The sequence below is a fragment of the Pseudomonadota bacterium genome, from assembly GCA_039196715.1.
GTDB lineage: Bacteria > Pseudomonadota > Gammaproteobacteria > CALCKW01 > CALCKW01 > CALCKW01.
In genome coordinates this window covers 1-22,053 of the sequence record JBCCUP010000053.1, presented here as the reverse complement: position 1 = coordinate 22,053, position 22,053 = coordinate 1, and the positions used below count along the sequence as shown (strand labels likewise).

Annotated in this window: 20 protein-coding genes; 7 read left to right on the top strand and 13 right to left on the bottom strand. The window is 65.0% G+C overall.

Going from position 1 to position 22,053, the window contains the following annotated elements:
• Window positions 1-59 precede the first annotated feature (59 nt).
• Window positions 60-1,622 (top strand): sulfatase-like hydrolase/transferase, encoded by a 1,563-nt coding sequence (locus tag AAGA11_16165; GenBank protein ID MEM9604403.1) that lies wholly within the window; start codon window positions 60-62, stop codon window positions 1,620-1,622.
• A 13-nt stretch (window positions 1,623-1,635) separates the two neighbouring features.
• Here AAGA11_16165 and AAGA11_16160 read toward each other — a convergent pair whose 3' ends face one another.
• The 5 genes from AAGA11_16160 to AAGA11_16140 all read right to left on the bottom strand — a co-directional run bounded on the left by AAGA11_16160 (window position 1,636) and on the right by AAGA11_16140 (window position 8,699).
• Window positions 1,636-2,193 (bottom strand): NnrU family protein, encoded by a 558-nt coding sequence (locus AAGA11_16160; GenBank protein MEM9604402.1) that lies wholly within the window; start codon window positions 2,191-2,193, stop codon window positions 1,636-1,638.
• 1,177 nt (window positions 2,194-3,370) lie between these two features.
• Window positions 3,371-4,741, bottom strand: a complete 1,371-nt coding sequence (locus tag AAGA11_16155) for an aminotransferase class III-fold pyridoxal phosphate-dependent enzyme (GenBank protein ID MEM9604401.1) — start codon at window positions 4,739-4,741, stop codon at window positions 3,371-3,373.
• A gap of 116 nt (window positions 4,742-4,857) precedes the next feature.
• Entirely contained in the window at window positions 4,858-5,448 is a 591-nt protein-coding gene (gene mobA / locus AAGA11_16150; GenBank protein MEM9604400.1) for a molybdenum cofactor guanylyltransferase MobA, read from the bottom strand.
• Complete coding sequence (locus AAGA11_16145) at window positions 5,429-7,498, bottom strand: LysM peptidoglycan-binding domain-containing protein (GenBank protein ID MEM9604399.1); 2,070 nt, start codon at window positions 7,496-7,498, stop codon at window positions 5,429-5,431. The genes mobA and AAGA11_16145 overlap by 20 nt, the downstream gene beginning before the upstream one ends.
• A gap of 31 nt (window positions 7,499-7,529) precedes the next feature.
• Window positions 7,530-8,699 carry an alkaline phosphatase family protein gene (locus tag AAGA11_16140; protein MEM9604398.1) on the bottom strand — a complete coding sequence of 390 codons (1,170 nt, stop codon included), beginning with the start codon at window positions 8,697-8,699 and terminating at the stop codon, window positions 7,530-7,532.
• A gap of 59 nt (window positions 8,700-8,758) precedes the next feature.
• Here AAGA11_16140 and AAGA11_16135 point away from each other — a divergent pair, with 59 nt between their 5' ends.
• Window positions 8,759-8,992 carry a DUF2970 domain-containing protein gene (locus AAGA11_16135; protein ID MEM9604397.1) on the top strand — a complete coding sequence of 78 codons (234 nt, stop codon included), beginning with the start codon at window positions 8,759-8,761 and terminating at the stop codon, window positions 8,990-8,992.
• A 2-nt stretch (window positions 8,993-8,994) separates the two neighbouring features.
• Here AAGA11_16135 and AAGA11_16130 read toward each other — a convergent pair whose 3' ends face one another.
• The 5 genes from AAGA11_16130 to AAGA11_16110 all read right to left on the bottom strand — a co-directional run bounded on the left by AAGA11_16130 (window position 8,995) and on the right by AAGA11_16110 (window position 14,598).
• Window positions 8,995-11,853, bottom strand: coding sequence for a valine--tRNA ligase (locus AAGA11_16130; GenBank protein ID MEM9604396.1), 2,859 nt, complete (start codon window positions 11,851-11,853; stop codon window positions 8,995-8,997).
• Window positions 11,854-11,945: 92 nt separating this feature from the next.
• Window positions 11,946-12,356 carry a flagellar basal body-associated FliL family protein gene (locus AAGA11_16125; GenBank protein ID MEM9604395.1) on the bottom strand — a complete coding sequence of 137 codons (411 nt, stop codon included), beginning with the start codon at window positions 12,354-12,356 and terminating at the stop codon, window positions 11,946-11,948.
• Between the two features lie 87 nt (window positions 12,357-12,443).
• Window positions 12,444-12,716 (bottom strand): hypothetical protein, encoded by a 273-nt coding sequence (locus tag AAGA11_16120; protein MEM9604394.1) that lies wholly within the window; start codon window positions 12,714-12,716, stop codon window positions 12,444-12,446.
• A complete protein-coding gene (locus AAGA11_16115) occupies window positions 12,713-13,108 on the bottom strand; it encodes a DNA polymerase III subunit chi (GenBank protein MEM9604393.1) in 396 nt (131 codons plus the stop codon). Before AAGA11_16115 ends, AAGA11_16120 begins: the two co-directional genes overlap by 4 nt.
• Window positions 13,105-14,598 carry a leucyl aminopeptidase gene (locus AAGA11_16110; protein MEM9604392.1) on the bottom strand — a complete coding sequence of 498 codons (1,494 nt, stop codon included), beginning with the start codon at window positions 14,596-14,598 and terminating at the stop codon, window positions 13,105-13,107. The genes AAGA11_16115 and AAGA11_16110 overlap by 4 nt, the downstream gene beginning before the upstream one ends.
• Before the next feature lie 133 nt (window positions 14,599-14,731).
• On the opposite strand from AAGA11_16110, the gene lptF reads away from it, so the two are divergent.
• Both lptF and lptG read left to right on the top strand, forming a co-directional pair.
• Window positions 14,732-15,823 (top strand): LPS export ABC transporter permease LptF, encoded by a 1,092-nt coding sequence (lptF, locus tag AAGA11_16105; protein MEM9604391.1) that lies wholly within the window; start codon window positions 14,732-14,734, stop codon window positions 15,821-15,823.
• Window positions 15,820-16,878 (top strand): LPS export ABC transporter permease LptG, encoded by a 1,059-nt coding sequence (lptG, locus tag AAGA11_16100; protein MEM9604390.1) that lies wholly within the window; start codon window positions 15,820-15,822, stop codon window positions 16,876-16,878. Before lptF ends, lptG begins: the two co-directional genes overlap by 4 nt.
• A gap of 13 nt (window positions 16,879-16,891) precedes the next feature.
• Here the strand turns inward: lptG and AAGA11_16095 are convergent, their stop codons facing one another.
• Window positions 16,892-17,320 (bottom strand): RDD family protein, encoded by a 429-nt coding sequence (locus tag AAGA11_16095; protein ID MEM9604389.1) that lies wholly within the window; start codon window positions 17,318-17,320, stop codon window positions 16,892-16,894.
• A gap of 186 nt (window positions 17,321-17,506) precedes the next feature.
• Here AAGA11_16095 and AAGA11_16090 point away from each other — a divergent pair, with 186 nt between their 5' ends.
• Entirely contained in the window at window positions 17,507-17,863 is a 357-nt protein-coding gene (locus AAGA11_16090; protein MEM9604388.1) for a hypothetical protein, read from the top strand.
• Window positions 17,864-17,932: 69 nt separating this feature from the next.
• Here the strand turns inward: AAGA11_16090 and glp are convergent, their stop codons facing one another.
• Entirely contained in the window at window positions 17,933-19,195 is a 1,263-nt protein-coding gene (gene glp, locus AAGA11_16085; protein MEM9604387.1) for a gephyrin-like molybdotransferase Glp, read from the bottom strand.
• Between the two features lie 84 nt (window positions 19,196-19,279).
• On the opposite strand from glp, the gene xerD reads away from it, so the two are divergent.
• Both xerD and AAGA11_16075 read left to right on the top strand, forming a co-directional pair.
• Window positions 19,280-20,179, top strand: coding sequence for a site-specific tyrosine recombinase XerD (gene xerD / locus AAGA11_16080; GenBank protein ID MEM9604386.1), 900 nt, complete (start codon window positions 19,280-19,282; stop codon window positions 20,177-20,179).
• A gap of 56 nt (window positions 20,180-20,235) precedes the next feature.
• Window positions 20,236-21,009 (top strand): DsbC family protein, encoded by a 774-nt coding sequence (locus AAGA11_16075; protein MEM9604385.1) that lies wholly within the window; start codon window positions 20,236-20,238, stop codon window positions 21,007-21,009.
• A gap of 61 nt (window positions 21,010-21,070) precedes the next feature.
• On the opposite strand, the gene AAGA11_16070 is transcribed toward AAGA11_16075, so the two are convergent.
• Window positions 21,071-21,940, bottom strand: a complete 870-nt coding sequence (locus AAGA11_16070) for a tetratricopeptide repeat protein (GenBank protein ID MEM9604384.1) — start codon at window positions 21,938-21,940, stop codon at window positions 21,071-21,073.
• Between the last annotated feature and the right edge of the window lie 113 nt (window positions 21,941-22,053).

Genomic DNA, 22,053 nt, shown 5'->3' with positions numbered 1-22,053 from the left:
TGCAGCGCAGCTCGGTCGCGTCCGTGTAGACTGCCAGCGTGTTTTCCGGGGCGAAGCGCATGCCGAGACGGCCGAATTTTCTGTTTTTCATCACCGACCAGCAACGGGCCGACTGGCTGGGGTGCTACGGCCATCCGGTGTTGCGCACACCGCACATCGATGCCCTCGCAGCGCGGGGCACGCGCTTTGACAACTGCTACGTGGCCGCACCCGTGTGCATGCCGAACCGTGCGTCGTTGATGACCGGCCGGTACCCGAGCGTGCACGGCTTGCGCTGCAACGGTGCCCGGCTGCCGTTGCACGCCAACACCTTCGTCGACGTGCTTGCCGCGGCCGGGTACCACACGGCATCGATCGGCAAGAGCCACCTGCAGCCCTTTCTGGACACGCCGCCGCTCCGGTCACCGGTCACCGGCGATCGGCTGATTCTGGAAGCCTGGCAGCCACAACGCGGCGACTACGGCAACGAGGAGCCCGGTCGGTACAGTGGATCCGAGCACCAACCCGTCGCGACGCCGTATTACGGGTTTCAGCACGTGGATATGGTGACGGACCACGGCGACCGCTGTGGCGGCCATTACCAGCAATGGTTCAGGGCCACGGCACCGGACTGGCAGGCGCTGCACGACCCCGCGAACGAGCTGCCCCACGACTACAGCGCACCTCAGGCCTATCGGACACCGATTCCCGAATCGCTCTACCCCACCACCTGGGTTGCGGACCGTGCTGTCGATTACCTGGACTCGCGCAGCGGGGATGACACGCCGTTCTTCGCGTTCGTGTCCTTTCCCGACCCGCACCACCCCTTCAATCCGCCCGGTGCCTATTGGGATCAGTACGATCCGGCCGACTTTCCGGTCGACCTGCCGTTCGAGGCGCACCGCAACCCGACGCCGCCGATGCGGTGGCTGGATGACGCGTACCGACAGGGCGGCAAGCCCGTGACGGCACAGACTGCAACCCGGGTCTCGGATCGGCACGTGAGCGAGGTCCGCGCCCTGACCGCGGGCATGATCAGCTGCATCGACGACCAGGTCGGCCGGGTCATGGCGGCCCTCGAAGCGGTCGGTCACGCCGACAACACGGTGGTCTGTTTCAACGCGGACCACGGCGATTACCTCGGCGATTTCAACCTGATCCTGAAGGGGCTTCTGCCGCTGCGCTCGGTCAACCGCGTGCCGTTCATCTGGTCGGACCCCGCAGACCCCACACCACGGCAGACGGCGGCCATGGCGTCGACTGTCGACATCGGCGCGACCGTGTTGGACCGGGCTGGGCTGACGCCGTACTACGGCATCCAGGGGCTCAGCCAGCTCTCGGTTGCACGCGGCGGCGACGCGGTCCGAACCGACACTCTGGTCGAATTCAACGACGGGGCGGCAAAATTCGGCTTTGAGTCACCGGCTCGGGTGCGCAGCCTGATCACCCCGGACTGGCGCCTGTCGCTCTACCGCGACCAGGATTGGGGCGAGCTCTACGACCTGCAAAACGACCCGAGGGAAACGCACAACCTCTGGGACAGTGTGTCACACGCCGGCACGCGGGCCGAGCTCACGCTGACACTCGCACACCGACTGACAGCCCAGATGGACGAGTGCCCCTTGCCTGAGCGGTTGGCCTGAGAGGGCGGGTCACTCACATCAGCGCAACGCCGCTCAGCCAGGGGTGCGCGTAGAGCGCGATGACGATATAGACCACAACGCTCAGCCCCATCAGGGCGAGGTCGGCCGGTAGGCTGACCACGGTCTCCTGCCGCGGCGTCTTGCCATCGCGGCGGTTGATCGTGATCACGGAGATCACGGCCCATATCAGCAGAGTGCCGAACAGCATCAACGAGCGGCTGTCGCCGTTGGCCAAGAGGTGTGCTACCGCCCAGGCCTTGAAGCCGATGAGCATGGGGTTGCGTATGCGCTGCCGGATGCGGGACGGGTAGCGGCCGGCGACGATGAACACAAAGCCGAAAAGCACCAGCAGCATGGCCAGGTGCCGCGCGAACCCCGGTGAGTTGTAGAGGTGCATGGGTTGCGTTGTTTTCCAACCCATGACCATCAGGAAAATCGACAGAAAGATCAGCAACGAGAAGGTGCCAACGTACCCGCCTACGCCCAGCTTTTCCTTCCAAGCTGATTTCACATTTGGCGCCACTGCAGGAACGAAGTGGACAGAGGACCACAACCACAAGCCCGCAATCATCCACGCCATGCACTTGCTCCTGTCTACGACTCGTCGGCAAACCGCTCCAGCGTTGGTATTGGACAGGTCTTGGCAGAGATTTTCAAGCGTGGCGTAGGCGACTGGGCAACAACCGGCTGCCCGTGGCAGGCGTGTATTGTGTAGCCCGTCAGCGTGTGACCAGCTGATTGTGAGGTACCGAAGTTGAAGACTGCGGCTTTATACTATTGCCTTGTCGAGCGCATAACATGAGCTACCTCAACGAGCCGTTGTGCAGGCGAGGCTCGAGAACTGCTGCCAATCGCACCGGCATTCCGGCGAGATGGGCAGCCACCTTCCGCTACCAAATCAGGTGAGGGCGCTGACGCTCTCGTTGTGGAGGCGAACGACGTCGGGCGCCAGAAGGCGTTGGTGTGACCGGATCTCATCAACGTGACCGTACCCATACTGCAACACAGGGTTTTCGTCGGCACAGACCCGCAAACGGTGCGGATGCCGCTCGACGGGTTCTGGTCGAGGTTACGTCTGACTATTCCAACCGCCATGCCATGGACACGGTTGACCAACGTGTTTGCGAGCGGGCCGACCCGTCTATGGCCAGTGCAAGGCGCAGACACACAGACTGCTGCTTCCTCTGGCGACCGCGGTCATTGCGTGTCCGAGCAACGGTGTTTTCCCGTTCGCTCACCACCGACACTGGTCTGCGGAAAACCGCGTCGTGTTGCCTCAAGGGTTCCGCGCCCCCCGAGGGTACCGGGTGCCGTTTTATGTTCGAGTGCACCGTTGGTGGGACTGCCCTCGAATCAGGCGTCGCGACAGCCAGGCGTCCGGGTCGCGTGTCCTGGGGTTGTCACGGGATGCTGTTACGCGGGGTGGCGTACCGGCAGACCTGGCGCGTTACCACGTCGACCCACCGGATCGCGCTGCCACATTCGCTCGCAATTGAGCGCAGAATGTTCGGTGTGAGGCGTCGATGATGCGATCGAGGTGACGCCGACGTCGCACCTGCTTGCTTGTCCACACCGCGGTCGAGTTGACGTCACAGGCACGGTCTGTGGCCCTGACGCACGCCCAGGTGCGAGCGCACCCGTTCGACGGTCTGGAATGTGGCAAGGCCGCTGCACGCGGCCTGTCGCGTACTGTCGGCGTCACCCGTTTTCAGCGCGCGGGGCGGGTGCGCCGTGCGCTGGCGCCCGGGTCAGAGCGCGCCGTGCGCCTCGAGCGCATTGTCGATCGCCGAGACAATGTTGTCGATGTCGTCTCTGGTGGCGATCAGTGCCGGGCTCAAGCACAGGCAGTTGTTGTACTTCTCGAAACTGCGGTTGGTCCGTCCGATCATCACGCCGTTTTGCAGTGTGTGGGCGGCAACGGCCACCGGAATGGACTCGTGCACCGGCTCTTTGCTGCTGCGGTCCTTGACCAGTTCGATACCGGCAAACAAACCCTTGCCCCGGACTTCGCCGATGATCGGGTGTTTGTTCTGCAGCTCGCGCAGGCTCTCCATGAGGTAGTTGCCCTGCGTGACCGTGTTCTCGAGCAGGCCTTCTTCCTCGATGATCGCCATGTTCTCGAGCGCGGCCGCGGGGCCCGCCGTGCAGCCGCCGAAGGTACTGATGTCGCGGAAGTAGCCCATGCGGTCATCGTCGTTGTTGAAGGCCTGGAAGACCTCTTCGGTGGTCACGGTGCATGCAATCGCAGCGTAGCCGCTCGCCACACCCTTGGCCATGGTCACGATGTCGGGCTGAATGCCGTAGTGCTGGTAGCCGAACCAGGTGCCGGTGCGACCGACGCCGCAGACCACTTCGTCGATGTGCAGCAGCACGTCGTACTTCTTGCAGATTTCCTGAATGCGCGGCCAGTAGCCCTCTGGCGGCACAATCGCGCCGCCGCCTGCGGTGATGGGCTCGAGGCACACCGAGCCGACCGTGTCCGGCCCCTCTTCGAGAATGATGCGCTCGAGCTCGTTGGCGGCGCGCTCACCGTAGTCGCTGACGTCGCCCCACTGCGAGCGGTACTCAAGGCAGTGCGGCATCTCGACGAAGCCCGGCGTGAACGGGCCGTACTGCATCTTGCGCTCTTCCTGCCCGCAGGCACTGAGGGTGCTGATGGTCGTGCCGTGGTAGTCGCGGTCGCGGTAGATGATCTTGTGCTTCTTGCCGCCGCTGCGCATGTGCGCAATCTGGCGCGCAATCTTGAACCCCTTTTCGTTGGCCTCCGAGCCGGAGTTGGCGTAGTAGACGCGCGACATGCCCGGCATCTTATCGATCAGCTTCTCGGCGAACAGCGCACCCGGCACGCTGCCCATGGCGCCGGCGAAGTAGTTCATCTTCACCAGCTGGTCGCGCACGGCGTTGGCAATCCGCTCGCGGCCGTAGCCGACGTTCACCGTCCAGACACCGCCCGACACCGCGTCGGTGAATTCCTTTCCGGTCGCATCCCAGACCTGCATCCCCTTGCCCTCGACCATCACCATCGGGTTCTTGTCGCCGGCGAAGGGCTTGTGCGGTGTCAGGTGGTGCCACACGTTGGCCTTGTCTTTGGCGATGACATCGTTGAGATCGAGCGTCATGGTGAGGTCCTCATCACTGGGGCGGCGGAAAGGCCGCAGTTTGGCGACGGTACTGGAGCGGCAACAGGCGGGTTAGCGCCACTGCCCGGGAAAGCAGTGTGCCAGGCCGAAACGCGTCACGGCGTGTCGTCGTCACGCAATTCGGAGGCCGTATTGAAGTTCCGAAACGCCGTTTCGGACCGAAAAACGACCTCGATCGCCCCTTCGGCCCGGGTCCAGAGGTCGATTTTTCGGTCGCCGTTCGCGAGGTAGGCCGTGAGACTGTGAACCCGATCGCGGTGCAGCAGGCAGAACACCGGCTGGTGCCGATCGCCGTCGCTGGCCATCGCGACGGAGGCGCCCGCGTCCTCTGCAGCCGACACCATTCGGCCAGCGTAGTCGGTCGGCACAAACGGCGAGTCGCACGGGGCCGTGAGCAGCCAGGGCGTCTCGCAGGCGCGCAAGCCGGCGAGCATGCCTGCCAGCGGGCCATCGAAGGCCGTCGGGTCGGCGTCGTGCAGCACCGGCCAGCCGAGGCGTTGGTAGCGGGACACGCTGCGGTTGGCGTTCACCAACACCGCCGAGACCTGCGGCACGAGCCGGGACAACACGTGGGTGATCAGCGGGACGCCCCGGTAGGGCGCCCAGCCCTTGTCGATGCCGCCCATGCGGCTGCCGCGTCCGCCGGCGAGCACCAGTGCGGTCACGTCACTGCGAAGACTGTTCATGCTGTGTCGTGGGGCGCTCCTCGACCCGTGGCAACCGCAAGCGTTGCCCAGGCCGCAATCGATTGAAGTCGAGTGTCGGGTTGTACTCCAACACCAGCCACTGCGGGACATTGTAGTCCCGTTCGGCGAGTTGCCAGAGGCGGTCACCGACGTCGATGCGGTGCGTGATGGTACCGTCGATCTGCCACGTCTGGTACCAGGCGTACTGTCGATCGCGGTGGTAACGAAGCCGGCGCCGCACGACCTCGGCGGCAGGTACGTGTTCGAATGACAGGGTCAGCGCGTGGCCGACGTCGAGTACGGCGTTGTCGGCGAGCCCGTTGAGACGGTGGAGCGAGGCGGTGTCCATGTCGAGCCAGCGGGCAACCAGACCGGTCGATTCACCGTGCAACAACGCGAGTGTGCCGTCCGGGGCGAGGTCGTACACCGTGCTGTCCGGCACGACCACGGTCTCGCCAGAGTCCGGCCGGGTCGGGCGGTTGGCGCGCAGATCGTCGATCAGCACACGGCTGCCGTCGCGCAAGCCCGGGTGCAGTCGACGAAGCGGTTGGGGGCGGACCGTGGTGCCGTCGTAGGCGGCGTCGAGTGTCAGCTCGGGTGGAAACACCAGGTAGTCGGACGCCTCGGGTGCGCCAGGGACACGGAGTTCGGAGCCGATGCGTAGCGCGGCGCTCGGATCGAGTGCGTTCTCGCGCGCAATTTCTGCCACGCTTGCACCCACGCGCAGCGCGATGTGGCTCAGGGTGTCCCCGGGGCGCACCGTGTATCGGGCGAGCGTTGCAACCGGTTTCGCCGGCAGGTTAGCGACCGGTGACGGGCAATCGGAGACGCAATTGACCCACACCGTGAAGCCGCGGGGGAGGCGTTTCCCAGCTGCGTAGCCCGGTGCGAGAATATCGGGGTTCGCGGCGCGCAAGCCTGCCACGCTCACGTTTTGGGCAACGGAAATCTCGCTGAGGCTCAGCGCTTGGCGCAGTTGCAAGGCGAAGCGGGTGGGTTTCGTGTCCGCCGGAGGCAACGCGCCGAAGTAGTGGGCTCGGTTGGCTTCGACATGGACGGCGGCGAGCACCTGGGCGTAGAAGTTGCGCGACGCGAATCCGAAGTCCGGCCCCGTGTACTGGCGGGCGATCACCCCGAGATCGCGCGTCTTCAGCTCGCGCACGGCACGCACCACCCCGCGGGTGCCGTGGTTGTAGGCCGTCACGGCGAGTGGCCACCGGCGTGTGATGGCGAATTTGTGCGACAGCAGTCGCGCTGCAGCCAAGGTTGACTTGTAGTAACTCATGCGCTCGTCGAGGTCGCTGCCGATGTGCAGATCACGGCGGCCAGCAGCCTCCGTGAACTGCCAGATCCCGCGTGCGCCAGAGTCCGGGGCCACTTCATTGCGGAAGAAGGTTTCAACAAACGGAATCGCACCGAGGCCGCGTGGCAAGCCGTGCGCATCCAGCACTCGGTTGATCCAGGGGCGCCAGAGGCGCGCCGTATGCAGGGCCTCGCGAAACACGCCCGCGTGGCCTACCTGAAAGCGGATGTGTTCGGCTGCGTCGCTCAGCGCGGCGCGGTCCGGCTCGTCCTGCCAGAGCCAGAGCACGCGTTCGTGGTATGGCGTCAGTGGCCGTGTCTCGCCCGCTGCGACGTCGCGCAGCGCCTGCTGAAACGCGGCGATCTCGGGCGCTGCGCGGTCGCGCCGTGCCTGCAGGCTTTGCCCGGGCGGGGTTTCCAGTGTGGCGTAGACGACGCTCACGTCACGCGCGTCGTGCAGGGTCAGGACGCCGTCGTGGTGCGTGCCGTAGATGCGCTGCCAGAACGCGATCCACGGCTCGATACCAGCCGGTCGCGGCAGATCGGTAGGTTGTGCCGCCGGAGCGGTTTCGCTTGCGTGGACTGACGGCGAGAGCGTGGTGCCGAGGCTGCACAACGTCAGCCACGCGCACGCGACCGCGCCAGCGAGACACCGCCGTCTGCACACGGGCCACGAGGCAGTGCCCGGCACGTGCAGCGTGCGCGTCGACACCGACCAAGGGTGCTGCGGGTGGCTGGTGGGGGTCATCAACACCGGTCGAACATCTCCCTTCGCTGAGTCAGTCGGTGTCGATACAGACCAGCGGGACAGTGGTTTCGTCAGCGTGCAAGCCGCCGTGAACGCCGACCATGGCGGGCAGCGGTTCGTTTTGCAGTGGCTGCACCAGGGTGCGCTTTCCCTGCATGAGCAGGATCCGGTTGCCCGCGCGTGATTGCAAGTCGGCGACGGGATCGGGTCCGAACAAACCGCGTTCGAATGCCTCGCGGGTCGGCACCGCCACAAACCACTCGGCGTAACGCTCAGCGCACAGCCGGTCGAAGGTCGCCAGTTGCGCCTCGGCGACACGACAGAAGGCGGCGCGCGGTTCGCCCGCGAGCGGTGCCTCCAGGCACGCAAGCAGGTCGGGCGCGGCCTCGATCGATTCACAGCGACCGCCCTCGGCGTCGACCATGCCGTGGTCCGCCGTGATCAGCAGCGACACGGACCGGCCGGCCAGCCGTGTCAGCAGCCGATCAATGCCGCGCTCGACCTGCGCCAGCGCCTGACGCCAGGCCTGGCTGGCGACGCCTGATTTGTGTCCGATGGCATCCAGCTCGGGCCAGTAGGCGTAGCTGAAGGTGTCTCGTGCGTGGCTGGTGACGTGGGTGATCTGACCGAGCAACTCATTGAAGTTGCTCGCCGGCAGGGCGGCGGCGCGGCCCCGGTGGCGTAGCGAGAACGGCGAATCCAGCAGATAGCGGGGCTGGATCTGGTACGTGGCGCGTCCGAGTCTGCCGAAGACGGGCTCGGCGTGGTAAAGCGCGCGGTCTGACGGTCGCGGTGCCTGCTGGTCTTCACGGTACTGTGCCAACAGCGTGGTGTAGATCCCTCGCGGCAAGTGCATGTGCCACGCCATGATGCCGTGCTGAGCTGGCGGGTGTGCGGTCATCAAGGTCGAAATTGCCGCCGAGGTGGTGGTCGGAAACACGCTCGTGAGGGTGCCGATCTGGTGCCGGCGCAACACCCCGTCCGCGCTGCCGAAGCGGCTCAACAGTGCGTCGCCGAGGCCATCGAGCAGCAGCAGTACGATGTGACGGCGACCACTGAGGTGCTCGACATCCAGCGCGTGTGCGTCGTCGAAGGGGTTCTGCCCGCCGCATGCGCGCTCTATCGACGCAGCGAGGTTCAGAATGCTGCTGCCGCGGTAGCCGGCGGCCAGCGGCGCGATGGCGTTGCGGACGTCATGCATGTTGCGTGCGTCCGAGTTCTGCTAGAGTCGCCTGCCCACGGTCCTGTTGCGGTTCACGCATGACAACGCCCGACCCAGACCCCGTTGCACCGAGCAGACCACGACGCGGAACAGGCTGGCGTGCGGTGCTCGGCAGTGTGTTGGCTGCCGGCTTTGGCGTCCAGAGCGACGCTGCGAGGGCACGTGATTTCAGCCAGGGCAATTGGAAGCACTTCGTGCTCGGGGGTGTCGTTGGCACCGTGGCCTTCGTCCTGATGATCTACGGCGCGGTATTGTGGGTTTTGCCGGACTGAATTCACATCGCCTCGATCCGGCTGCGCTCGTGCAGCAGTGAGTCGCGTGCAGTAACAGCCTCGGCGAGTTTGCCTCGTTCTTTCTCGACCACCTCGGCGGGCGCACGGCCGACAAAACGCTCGTTGTCGAGTTTGCCCGAGATCACGGCAATGTCCTTGTCGAGTTTGCTCAGTGCTTTGTCGAGCCGCGCCAGCTCGGCATCGCGGTCAATCAGGCCGGCGAGGGGAATGAGCACGCGCATGTCGCCGACCAGACCGGTCGCGGACACCGGCGCCTCGTCGCTCTCCTCCAACCAGGTGATCGACGCCAGTCGCGCCATGGCGTCGATCAGGCCACGGTGGCGTTGCAGTCGCGCGGCATCGGAGTCGCTGCCGTGTTGCAACAGCACGGGCAGGGGTTTGCCCGGCGCAATGTCCATTTCGGAGCGGATCCGGCGAATCGCGTTGATCACTGTCTGGACCCATTCGATCTCCTCGATCGCCTCGTTGTCGACCTGCTCGAGGTCAGCCAGCGGAAACGGCTGCTGCATGATGGTGTCACCTGCGCGCCCAGCCAGTGGGGCAACCCGCTGCCACAGAGCTTCGGTGATGAACGGCATGATGGGGTGGGCCAATCGCAAAATGGCCTCGAGCACACTGACCAGTGTGTGGCGACAGCCGCGTTCGACAGCGCTTTCACTGCCGTTTTGCAGTACGGGCTTGCAAAACTCCAGATACCAGTCGCAGTAATCGCTCCAGGTGAGGTCGTAGATCGCGCGTGCGGCGAGGTCAAAGCGGAAGTTGTCGAGGTGATCGGCAATCTCGTGTTCCGCGCGCTGCAGGCGCGAGATCATCCAGCGATCGGCGGCGGAAAGGATGATCTCGTCTCCGCCGAGGCCGGTGTCGTGGCCCTCGGTCTGCTGCATGACATAGCGCGTCGCGTTCCAGAGTTTGTTGCAGAAGTTGCGATACCCTTCGAGGCGCTTCATGTCCCAGATGATGTCGCGTCCGGTGGACGCGAGGGCTGCAAGCGTGAAGCGCAGCGCATCGGTGCCGTGCGCGGCAATGCCGTCTGGGAACGCCTTTCGCGTGTTCTTCGCAATTTTCTCGGCGAGTTGCGGTTGCATCATGTTGCCGGTGCGCTTGATCAGCAGGTCGTCGAGCGGAATGCCGTCGATCATGTCGAGCGGATCGAGCACGTTACCCTTGGACTTCGACATCTTGTCGCCTTGCTCGTCCCGGATCAGCCCGGTGACGTACACGGTCTTGAAGGGCACCTGCGGGCTGCCGTCACCGAGTTTGCTGAGATGCAGCGTCAGCATGATCATGCGCGCTACCCAGAAGAAGATGATGTCGAAGCCCGTGACCAGTGTGTCAGTCGGGTGGAAACGCTCGAGTTCGGTTGTTTGCTCGGGCCAGCCCAGTGTGCCGAAGGTCCAGAGCCCGGAACTGAACCAGGTGTCGAGAACGTCATCGTCCTGTCGCAGTGCGACGTCGGTGCCCAGCCCGTGCTTTTCGCGTACGCTGGTTTCGTCGCGACCCACGTAGACCGTGCCCTCCGCGTCGTACCAGGCCGGAATGCGGTGCCCCCACCACAATTGCCGCGAGATGCACCAATCCTGGATGTCGCGCATCCAGGCAAAGTACATGTTTTCATAGCTCTTCGGCACGAATTCGATGTCGCCGTTCTCGACTGCAGCGATCGCGGGTCCGGCAAGTCTTTTCGCGTCGACATACCACTGGTCGGTCAGCATCGGCTCGATCGGCACACCCCCTCGGTCGCCGTAGGGCACCACCAGGCTGTGCTTCTCGACACTGTCGAGCAGGCCCGCAGCGTCGAGGTCGGCAACCATGGCCTTGCGGGCCGCGTAGCGCTCGAGCCCGGCGTAGGCCGCGGGCAGCGTGCTGTCGTGGGCATCGGACGGTCCGCCCGCGTGGTCGAACACCTCGGCGGTGTCGCGGATGTGCGCGTCGGCGGTGAACACGTTGATCATCGCGAGTGCGTGCCGCTGTCCGACCGCGTAGTCGTTGAAATCGTGTGCCGGCGTGATCTTCACCGCGCCCGTGCCCTTTTCCATGTCGGCGTGCTCGTCCGCCACGATCGGAATGCGGCGGCCGACCAGCGGCAGCACCACGCACTTGCCGATCACGGACTGGTAGCGCGGGTCCGCCGGGTTGACCGCGACGCCGGTGTCACCGAGCAGCGTTTCGGGTCGGGTGGTGGCGACAACGAGATGGTCCTTGCCATCGTCTGTCGTGGCGCCGTCTGCAAGCGGGTAAAGGAGGTGCCAGAGCGAGCCTGTCGTGTCCTTGTTCTCGACTTCGAGGTCTGAGATGGCCGTGTGCAGTTTCGGGTCCCAGTTGACAAGACGCTTGCCACGGTAGATCAAGCCGTCGTCGTAGAGCGTGATGAAGGCTTCCTGGACGGCCTTGTAAAAGCCTTCGTCCATGGTGAAGCGTTCGTTGTCCCAGTCGACGCTGTTGCCCAGCCGACGCATCTGCGCTGTGATGCTGCCGCCCGATGCCGCCTTCCAGTCCCAGACCTTCTCGATGAACGCGTCGCGCCCGAGGTCGTGGCGGGTCAGTCCGTCCTCGTTGGCAATCTTGCGCTCGACCAGCATTTGCGTCGCAATGCCCGCGTGGTCCGTGCCGACAACCCAGCGCGCGTCGTCCCCGCGCATGCGCCGATAGCGGATCAGCGTGTCCATGATGGTGTGCTGAAAGGCGTGGCCCATGTGCAGGCTGCCGGTGACGTTCGGCGGCGGGATCATGATGCAATACGGCGTGGACTCGGGCGCACGGGAGCCGACGAAGTAGCCCTGTTTTTCCCACTGGGCGTAGAGGTCGGATTCAATGTCTGCGGGTTGGTAGGTCTTGTCCATGGCACTCGGGCAGGGCGTCACACTGGTTAATTCACCAGTTTACCTGAACGCGACTCTGGACTGTGTGCTGGGGTCGCGTGGACCCCGTCGGCCTACTGAATCACCATGCTGGTGATGTAGAAGCCCTTGATGTTGTTCTCGCCGCCCAGGTCGCGCAGCGTCTTTCGAATTGCGCGGCTCAGATCACGGCGGACGATTTCTTTCTGGCGAGCGGTTGCCAGGTCTTCGGGCTTGAGGTCGGCGAGCATCATCAGGATGGTGTGTCGCACCGCCGGCATGTGCTCGGTCAGCGACTCCTTGGTGTCCTCGTCGCCCACGTGGGTCTCCGCGGTGAGGTTGAGGAAACGTGAGATCCCGAGGTTCACGGTGAAATGCGGCACCATGCTGACGAAGATCGGCTTGCCCGCTGGCGCAGACTCGGCAGGTGGATCCTCCGCGGCAACGGGCTGTGCGAAGGCGAATGCAAAGGACGCCAGGATGGCCAGGACGGTAGTGCGAAACATGACGGTCTGCTGCGAATCGGTCTCGTCGCTGTTATCGGCCACACCGTCTGCGGCCTTGAGTCGGCGCCGTGAGCGGGCGCGCGGGACTCAGTCGCCGCGCTGGCGCAGCAGCGTGAGCAGCTCGCGGCGCATGGCGTCGCTGTGGTGCCGGACGATACGCTCGACCTCGTGCTCGATCGGGGATGCCGGGTTCGCATCGGTAGCCTCGGCCTCAGCGCGTGTCGGGGCCGGTGTGTCGCGCGGCGCCATGCGGTTCAGTTCGTCGAAGATTTCGCGCTCCAGACGGGCGGCTTTGATCAGGTCTTCGTCGCCGCGCTTGACGATGTCATCCAGGATGGGTGTGTCCTTAGGGTCGGTCATGCGACCTCCAGTGCGTCGATCTGGTGCAAGGTGATCGGGTAGCCCCGGTCGCGGTAGAACCGGTAGCGCGATCGATCCGCTTCGACCGACGCGCCGCGTTTGTCGGCGATATCGAGGGTACAACGGTAGCGGCTGAAAAAGGCCGGCACGTCGGTCGCGAGGTTGATCAGCACGGTGCGCGTGTCGGGGCGTGGCACGGCCGACCCGGCGTCCAGCACGGTTACCTGCGGGTGCTGAGGCGCGAGTGTCTCGCGGAGCTCACGCTGCGCGTCAGGGTCACAGCACACGTGTGCGCGCGCGCCGGGTCCGAGCGCCCCCAGCCAGTCGCGCGCGTAGTGCAGCCTGGCCGATGCGTCGCCGCAGGCGACCACATGGAACTCGATTCGGGTCATGCCACGCCCCCGGCGCAGTGGTTTTGCAAGTAGCGACAGAGCAGGCGAACCGGGCGACCGCTCGCCCATTTTTTGCCCCGGTGGGGCCACGCCGTGCCGGCGATGTCGATGTGCGCCCACGTTTGGCCTTCGGCGAAGTGCGACAGGAACGCGCCCGCAGTGATCGCACCGCCCGGACTGCCACCGATGTTGGCAAAATCGGCCGCGAGGCTTTCGAGCTGCTGCTTGTAGTCGTCCCACAGCGGCAGTTGCCACGCCCGATCGCCGCTCGCCTGTCCAGCCAGCACGAGCTCGGTGCAAAGCACGTCGTCGCCCATCACGGCGCTCGCGTGTCGGCCCAGCGCCACCACACAGGCCCCGGTCAAGGTGGCGATGTCGATCATCGTGGCGGGTTTGAAGCGCGCTGCCCAGGTCAATGCGTCCGCCAGCACCAACCGCCCCTCTGCGTCCGTGTTGAGTACCTCGATCGTTTTACCCGAGAGGCTTGTGAGGATGTCGCCGGGCCGGTAGGCGTCGCCGTCGGGCATGTTCTCGACCGCGCCGACCACGCCCACGAGGTTGCACTTGAGCTTCATCGCTGCGGCCGCCTGAACGACACCAAAGACCGCCGCAGCACCGCACATGTCGAACTTCATTTCGTCCATCGCAGCCGACGGTTTGATGCTGATGCCGCCGGTGTCGAAGGTCACACCCTTGCCCACCAGCACCACAGGCTTCTCGCCCTTGGCTCCGCCGTTGTGCGAGAGCGCGATGAGCCTCGGCGGGTTTCGCGAACCGCGCGCCACGGCGAGCAGGGCGCCCATGCCGAGTTTTTTCATGCGGGTCTCGTTCAGCACGGTCACCTGCAGCGACGTGTGCGCCTTCGCCATGGCACGTGCGCGCCCGGCGAGGTAGTCGGGTGTGCAGACATTGGGGGGCGTGTTGCCGAGGTCGCGCGCCAGCGCGACGCCGGAGCAGAGCGCAGTCGCGTCCGAAACCGACCGTTTGATGGCGTCGCGGTGCGCGCGCTCGGTGCCCGCCAGACTGATGCGGGTCAGCGTCGCCGCGGGCAACGTCGTACTTTTGTGCGCCGTGAAGCGGTAGGCCGCGTCGTGCAGCGCGCACACCTCGATGTGGGCGCGGTCGGCGGCTGACAGTCGCTCGTGTTCGACGGTGGCGAGGTAGCTGACAGCGTCGCGCGCGGCGGTTTTCCCGAGCGCCTGGAATGCGTTGTACAAGCCCTGTTCGACCGCGCCGTACCCGGCGTCGGCTGCCGCCGATCTGACCAGCACCACCCGCTCGGCTTTGACGCCGGTCAGGTTGCGCAGACACACTGTCGATCCCGCTGCAGCGGGCAGGTCGCCGGCGCGTATGCACGCGCTCAACGCACCACCGGCTGCGCGGTCGACAAGCGCACTGGCGTGGGGCAGTGTGTCGCCAGACTGGATTGGCAGCAGCAGGGCGCCGGTTGAAACGGTGGTCGGATCCGCGTGGCGGGTCGTCAGGCGCATGGTGTCTCTCCAGCAGGGGTCTGCGAACAGGGGCGTGTGTGCGCGGCGTCGGCTGTTTGCGGGCGCGCGAGAATCTATCATAGTTGGACCACTGGCCAGCACGAGCCACGACCGGGACTGCGCGTCACGCCGTATGAAACTTATAGACCGTTATGTCGCCCGCGAACTGGCCAGCAGCGCGTTCGCGGTCACGCTCGTGCTGGTGTTGATCATGGCAGTGCAGGCGCTCAGCCAGGTGCTCGACGACGTGGTCGAGGACGGTCTGCCGCTGTCCACGGTGCTGAGCCTGGTGGGCGTGAACATCATCGGCCTGTTGGGCATTGTCCTGTCTCTCGGTGTGTTTCTCGGCGTGATGATCGGACTCGGTCGCCTGACGCGAGACGGTGAGGTCACGGCGATGAACGCCTGTGGCATCGGGTTAGCACGGTTGTGTCGACCGGCGCTGCTGATTGCCGTGGTGTTTTCACTGCTCTCGACTGTGTTGTCGGTGTGGTTGACGCCCTGGAGCATCCGGTTGCAGGAAACACTCACCCAATCGGTGGCCGAGCAATCGCCGCTTGCGTTTCTCCAACCCGGCACCTTCGCCGACATCGGGCCCGGTGGCGCAACCTTCTATTCCGAGCAGGTGGCCGAGGGCGGACGGCGCATCAGTGCGGTGTTCCTTCAGACGCCGTGGCGCGAATCGGGTTGGGCGGTCGAAGTGTCCCGGTTTGCGGAGTACCAGCGCGACGAAGACAGTGGCGCCGAATTCCTGGTGCTCGTCGACGGCGAGCGGCTCGAATACGACAGCGAAGGGTTGGCGCTCACGCGCTTCGAGAAACACGGTGTGCGCTTGCCGAACACCGGCGCGCGCGGCGGTTCGCTCGATGTGGCGGGCGTGCCGACCTTGCGTCTCTGGCGAGACACCGCAGCGGCGGCCCGCAGTGAATTGCACTGGCGGCTCGCGATGCCGCTCTCGGTGCTGGCGCTGACGGTGCTGGCTGTTGCCCTCAGTCACGCCAAACCCCGGCAGGGGCGTTTCGGGAACGTCCTGTATGGCTTGCTGCTGTACATCCTCTACGCCAACGCGCTGGTTGTCTTTCGCCGCCAGATGGCCGAAGGCGCACTGCCCGAGGTGTTCGCGATGTGGTGGGTCCACGTGATCCCGATCGCGATTGCGCTCTGGCTCTTCTACTGGCGCGGTCAGATCGGTTGGCGATCCGAGCGGCGGGTGGCGCTGACATGACGATCTTCGATCGCTACGTCGCACGCAATGTGTTGTTCAGCACGCTGGTGATCCTCGTTGTGCTGTTGTCACTCGACGCCCTGTTCACGGCCATCCGGGAGTTGCAGCGCGGTGACGGCCTGCGTGCCCTCGCGTTGATTGCCTGGAAGATGCCGGTCTCCGCCTACCGCTACCTGCCGGTGGCCGTGCTGCTCGGGGGCGTGGTCGGTCTGGGCACCCTGGCGATGCACAACGAGTTGGTGGTCGCGCGGGCGTCCGGTGCGTCCATATGGCGCATCTTCCTCTCGGTGTTGCACGCCGGCGTGCCCGTGGCGCTGGTTCTGGTGGTGCTCGGCGAGTTCGGTGTGCCCGGCTCGGCCATGCAGGTGCAGCGGATCAAACACGGCAACATGGATTCCGCCGTTGCGCGCCAGATCGGCGCGGGTTTTTGGGTGCGCGATGGTTCGCGGTTCATCCGGGTCGGCGGTGTCATCGATGCGAACACATTGCGTGATGTCTCGGTCTACGACGTCGAAGACGGGGACCTTCGGACGATCCGGCTGGCCTCGCGTGCGGTCTATGACGGCGTCGCATGGAGCCTGTTCGACGTGCAGTTGATTGAGCCGCAACAGACCCGAATAGCGCAATCGCGCCAGGCCTCCGAGCAACTCGATGCTCTGTTTGACATCTCCGTGTTGTCGACCCTCACGGTCGATGCACGCTGGTTGGCGTTTCGCGATCTCCAGGACAACATCCGCTACCTGGAGGCAAACGGCTTGCAGGACTCGGCGCTGACGCACGCGCTGTGGCGCAAGGTGTCCGGTCCCCTCTCGGTGGTGGTGATGTTGCTTTTGGCCGTGCCGATGGTGTTCGGCAGTGCGCGTGACACCAGCGTGGGTCAACGCGTGTTTCTCGCGAGCCTGGCGGGGCTGGGTTACATGCTGCTGAACAACGTGATCGTGAACGTCGGCCAGATCAGCGGCACACCCGCGTCGTTCAATGCCATGGCAACGCTCTGCCTCTTTGCGGTGTTTGCAACGGTGATGTTGCGACGCATCGACAACGCGGTCACGTAGCGGGCGTCTTCGGCTACGCGTCGTTCGCTGGCGGCAGGTAGCGCAACACCGTGTTGCTCGCGATGTCGTGCCACGTGCGTTTCTGCGCGTCGATGAGCGCCCACCAGAAACCGGCACCCAGGCAGGCGATCGACACGCCGGCCACCGCGAGACGCACAATGATGGTGCGCCACGACAACGCGTTTCCGTCGGCGGCGAACAGGGTGACGCGCCACGCGCGCATGCCGAGTGTCTGGCCACCGCGTCGCCAGAAGCCGCCGAAAAAAGCGACGATCACGATCACGAGCCACGTGCGAAGCAGGGCGTTCGACGGGGGTTCGCCGCCGGACACTGCGGTTGCGACACCGGTCGCAATCAGCAGTATCGAGAACAGCAAGCCGGCGTCGTAGAGCAGTGCGCCCAGACGTCGCATCAGGCCTGCGTTTTGATAGGTTGAACGCATGTGATCCGTATCCATCACTCGAACATCGCTGACGTTGTCAAGAAAATTTTACAAAAAATTCGGCAAGTGGGATTTTTCATGTCAGAATTAAGAGGAATGCGGTCAGTCGAGGGACTAGATTGCATTTTAACCCTATCAAGACCCCAAAATTTCGAGTGGCCGCACGAGCGGCAAGGAGTGAGGAACATGGCACGAATGAAGAAGACTGCTGCAAAGACAACTGCGTCAAAGAAGGCGAGTGCTGCGCGCGGCCGTCCTCGTAAGGTAGCTGCAAAGAAGAAGGCAACCGCCAAGAAAGCTGCGGCCAAAAAGGCACCTGCGAAAAAAGCACCGGCCAAGAAAGCCGCTGCCGCCTCAGGTGACAAAGCTGCCATCCGTGCACTGAAAGCCGAAGTCAAGAAGCTCAAGGCCGAGTTGGCTGCAGCGTCCAAAGCGTCAGCTCAGGCTGCAAAAGTGGCAGCGGGCATGAAGTCCATCGCCGGCATCGCGGCCAAGTTGTCCAAGGCACCTGCTGCGCGCAAGCGTCGCGCGAAGAAAGCCTGACAGCAGCAGCGTTCAAAAAAGGGGTGGCCATTGGCCACCCTTTTTTTTCTTCGGCACCTGCAGTGCGCGTCACAGACCCCAGCTATCGCGCAGGGGCAGAACGGTCACCCACTCGCCGGATTCCGCGCCGCTGCTCTCGCGGGGGAGGCAGATCAGGCAATCGGCGGCCGTCAGCGAGGTGAGCACGTGGGAATCCTGGGAGCCCGTGGAAGTGACCGTGAGACTGCCGTCGTCGGCGTTGGCCAGCGTGCCACGCTGAAACTCCAGGCGGCCAGGCTGCTTTGTCAGGCGACCGGTGACTCTGGCGCGCAAGCGGACGGGCGGTCGCGGGGCTTCGCCGGCCAACTGTGCCAGAGCGGGCCGGACAAGCTGATCAAAGGTCACCATCGCCGACACCGGGTTGCCCGGCAGACCGAAATACCACGCAGTCTTCCAGCGGCCGAACACCAGAGGTCGTCCCGGTTTGACGGCTATTTTCCAGAACGCGAGTGTGCCCTCGCGTGCCAACACGTCACGCATGTGGTCGGCGACACCGACCGATACGCCGCCGCTCGAGAGGATGACATCGCTCGTGCGCGCAGCCTCATCGAGGGCGCGGTGGATGTCGTCCGGTGTGTCGGGCACCTGACCAATGTCCACCGGCTCCGCGTGGTGCGTTCGAAGCAGGGCGGTCAATGTGGTGCGGTTGCTGTCGTAGATCTGGCCCGGGTCGAGTGGCTCGCCAGCGGAGCGCAGCTCGTCTCCGGTGGACATCACCGCGACGCGAGGTCGGCGCAACACCGGCACCCGTGACACGCCCAGTGAGGCCAACACCCCGAGTTCCGCAGCGCGGAGGCGCGTGCCCTCGGACACGGTGCAATGGCCTTGCTGAATGTCGTCGCCGATGCCACGCACGAAGTCGCCAGCGGCAGTCTGCTGGCCGTCAAACCGAATGCGGTCGCCATCGAGCCTGTCCACGACCTCCTGGACCACCACGGTGTCCAGACCGTCGGGTACCACGGCGCCGGTCATGATGCGAACCGCACCACCGGGTTCGACGCATTGGCCGTGTGGGTGACCCGCGAGCGATTGGCCGACCAGGGTCAAGGTTGTTGCGCCGCGGGTGGCTGCGTCGGCATGTCGGAACGCGTATCCGTCCATGGCCGAGTTGCGGTGTTGCGGCACCGACAGGGGGGCGAGCGCGTCCTCTGCGAGTACGCGACCGAGCGCGTCACCGAGCGCGAGTTGCTCGTGTCCGTCGATGGGCCTGATGTGTTCGGCAATGCGCGCACGGGCCTCGACAAGTGCCAGGCTGTTGTCCGTGGGGTGGGTGCAGGTTGAGGGGTCGGTCATGGCGGTGTGGCTGGCGAGCTCGTCGCATCATAGGGGGCGCACACGGCAGCTACAATAGGACCGACTGTTCGCCCGAGCCCGCCCATGGCACTGCCGTCCGACGACCTCATGATCGAGGCCTTCCTCGACCAGCTCTGGATGGAGCGCGGGTTGAGCGAGAACACCTTGAGCGCCTACCGCAGTGACCTCACCACGGCTCAGCGGTGGTTCGCCTCGCAGGGTCGGCGACTGCCGTCCGCGGACGCCGCCGACCTGCAGTCCTACCTTGCACACCTCTTCGCACGGGCGCTGGATGCGCGCAGCAGCGCGCGCAAGCTCTCGGCCATGCGACGCTACTATCGCTTCCTGGTCAGTGGCGGTCACCGCGATGACGACCCGACGTCACTGATCCAGTCGCCCAAGGTCGGCCGACGCTTGCCGCACAGCCTGAGCGAATCGGATGTGCTCGCGTTGTTGCAGGCACCGGACACCAGCACCGCACTCGGCTTGCGCGACCGAACCATGCTCGAAGTCATGTACGGCTGCGGCTTGCGGGTCTCCGAGCTGGTGACGCTCGGCATGCTGAACATCAACCCGTCTCAAGGCTTCCTGCGTGTCTGGGGCAAAGGCAGCAAGGAACGCATCGTGCCGCTCGGCGAGCACGCTCACCGGTGGCTGGCGAAGTACCTGTCGAGCGCTCGGCCCGAACTGGCCCGGGCGGACGCAGACGAGGTGGTGTTCGTGTCGGTGCGTGGTCGTGGCATGACACGGCACAACGTCTGGCACCTGATCAAGAAATACGCGAAACAGGCCGGCCTGCCTGGCGACATCTCGCCGCACACGCTGCGCCACGCCTTCGCCACTCATCTGGTCAACCACGATGCCGACCTCAGGGCGGTGCAGATGTTGCTCGGACACAGTGACCTGTCCACCACGCAGATCTACACCCAGGTGGCCCGCGCGCGATTGGTCCAGGTTCACCAGGCACACCACCCGCGGGGGTGAGTCATGAACCAAAACGCCCGCCTGCACTCAAAGCGGTATCACGAGGAACCCTGTCCATGAAACGCCTTATTGCAACGATCGCCGTGTGCGCGGCCGCGCTCACTGCCCCGGCCGTGGCCGAAGACGACACGGCCACCGCGCTGCTGCAGGAGCGTTTCCCGCAGATCACCATCGAACGCGTTCGACCGTCGCCGATGCCGGGCGTGGTCGAGGTGGTCTACGGCGGCGACCAGGTGGTCTATGTGAGCGAAGACGGCCGGTACCTGCTGAACGGCGCACTGATGGACCTGGATCAGCAAAGCAACCTCACCGAAGCGACGCAGGTCGAAATGCGCGCCTTGCTCGGGCCCCGCTGGCTGGGCCTGTTCGAGCAGCTCGGCAACGACAACTTCCTCGCCTTCGGCGGCGACGCGGCCGGGCCGCTGGCCGGTCGCACCATCACGGCGTTCACCGACGTGACCTGCCCCTGGTGCAACCGCCTTCACAACCAGATCGACGAGCTCACACAGGCCGGTGTCACGGTCAACTACATCCTGTTCGCGCGCGCCGGATTGGGGTCGGACGTGCACCAACGCCACATCAGCATCTGGTGCAGTAGCGACCCGCAACGCATGCTGACCCACGCGAAGGCCGGCGGCGCCGTGCCGCCCGCGCAGTGCGAAAACCCGGTCGATGCACACATGGGGCTGGTGCGTGCCGTGGGTGTCAATGGCACACCCACACTCGTCCTTGACAACGGCGAGCGCGTTGACGGCTTCCGCTCGGCGGCCGACCTGATCGCGATGCTCGAGGCCAACGGCCCGGTGAAGCCGGAGTACGCAACCCGCTGACACGCGGGCGTTGAGGCCGACCACCGGTTGGCCGACCTCGAGGGTGCAGGGGGCCCCGACGTCAGAGCACGTAGCTTGCGAGCTTGCGGCGATACGTGCTGACCAGGGGGTCCTGTCCGAGCACATCGAACGCAGCAATCAGGGCCTTGCGGGCAGCGTCATCGGCGTAGTCGCGGTCGCGCAGCATCAATGCCAGAAACTGATCCATCGCGTCCTGGAAACGCTCGCGGGTCATCAGCTTCACGGCGTATTGGTAGCGCTGCTCGCTGGTCGCCGTGTCGGCCTCGACTGCGGCCCCCAGATCGCCGAAGTTCAACTCGGGGTTGTCGGCGTTGGCAAAACTCATCAGGCCGCGCAGGCGCGCCACTTCGGGCTTGTCCTTGTGTGACTCTGGCAGGTGCGCGAGGATCGTCTCGACGGTCTCACTGTCACCGGCCACCATTGACGCCTGGCCGAGCGCGACCAGGATATCGCCGTTTTCGGGGTCCTCGGCCTGCGCCGCTCGCAACAGCGCGACGGCGCCCTCAACATCGCCTGCAGCCAACAAGGCATCGGCCTGCTCGGTGACTGGGCGTTCGGCTGCGGGTGGGAAGCTGATGTGCCGCTCGAGCATGGCCCGCAGCTCGCCCTCGGGCTGGGCACCCATGAACTGATCGACCGGCTGACCCTGCGAGAACAACAGCCCGGTTGGCAGGCTTCGGATGCCGATCTGGGCGCAGATGTTCTGGTTTTCGTCAGCGTTGCACTTGGCCAGGACGAAGGCGCCCTGGCCTTCGTCGGCAAGCTTCTCAAGCGCCGGCATGACCTGTTTGCAGGGCTCACACCAGTCTGCCCAGAAGTCGACCAGCACGGGCTGGGTCAGTGATCCCTCGACCACAACCTGCATGAAATTTTGTTCGTTAACTTCTACGATATGGGGCGATTCAGCCATGGGTTGTCTCAGTTGTTCGTTGTCCCCTGAGATGGGGGCGAGGCGATGCAGCACAAGCGTCCGGCGCCGAGCCCGGTATTGTCGGTCATCTGTGCATCTCCTGGCTACCGCTG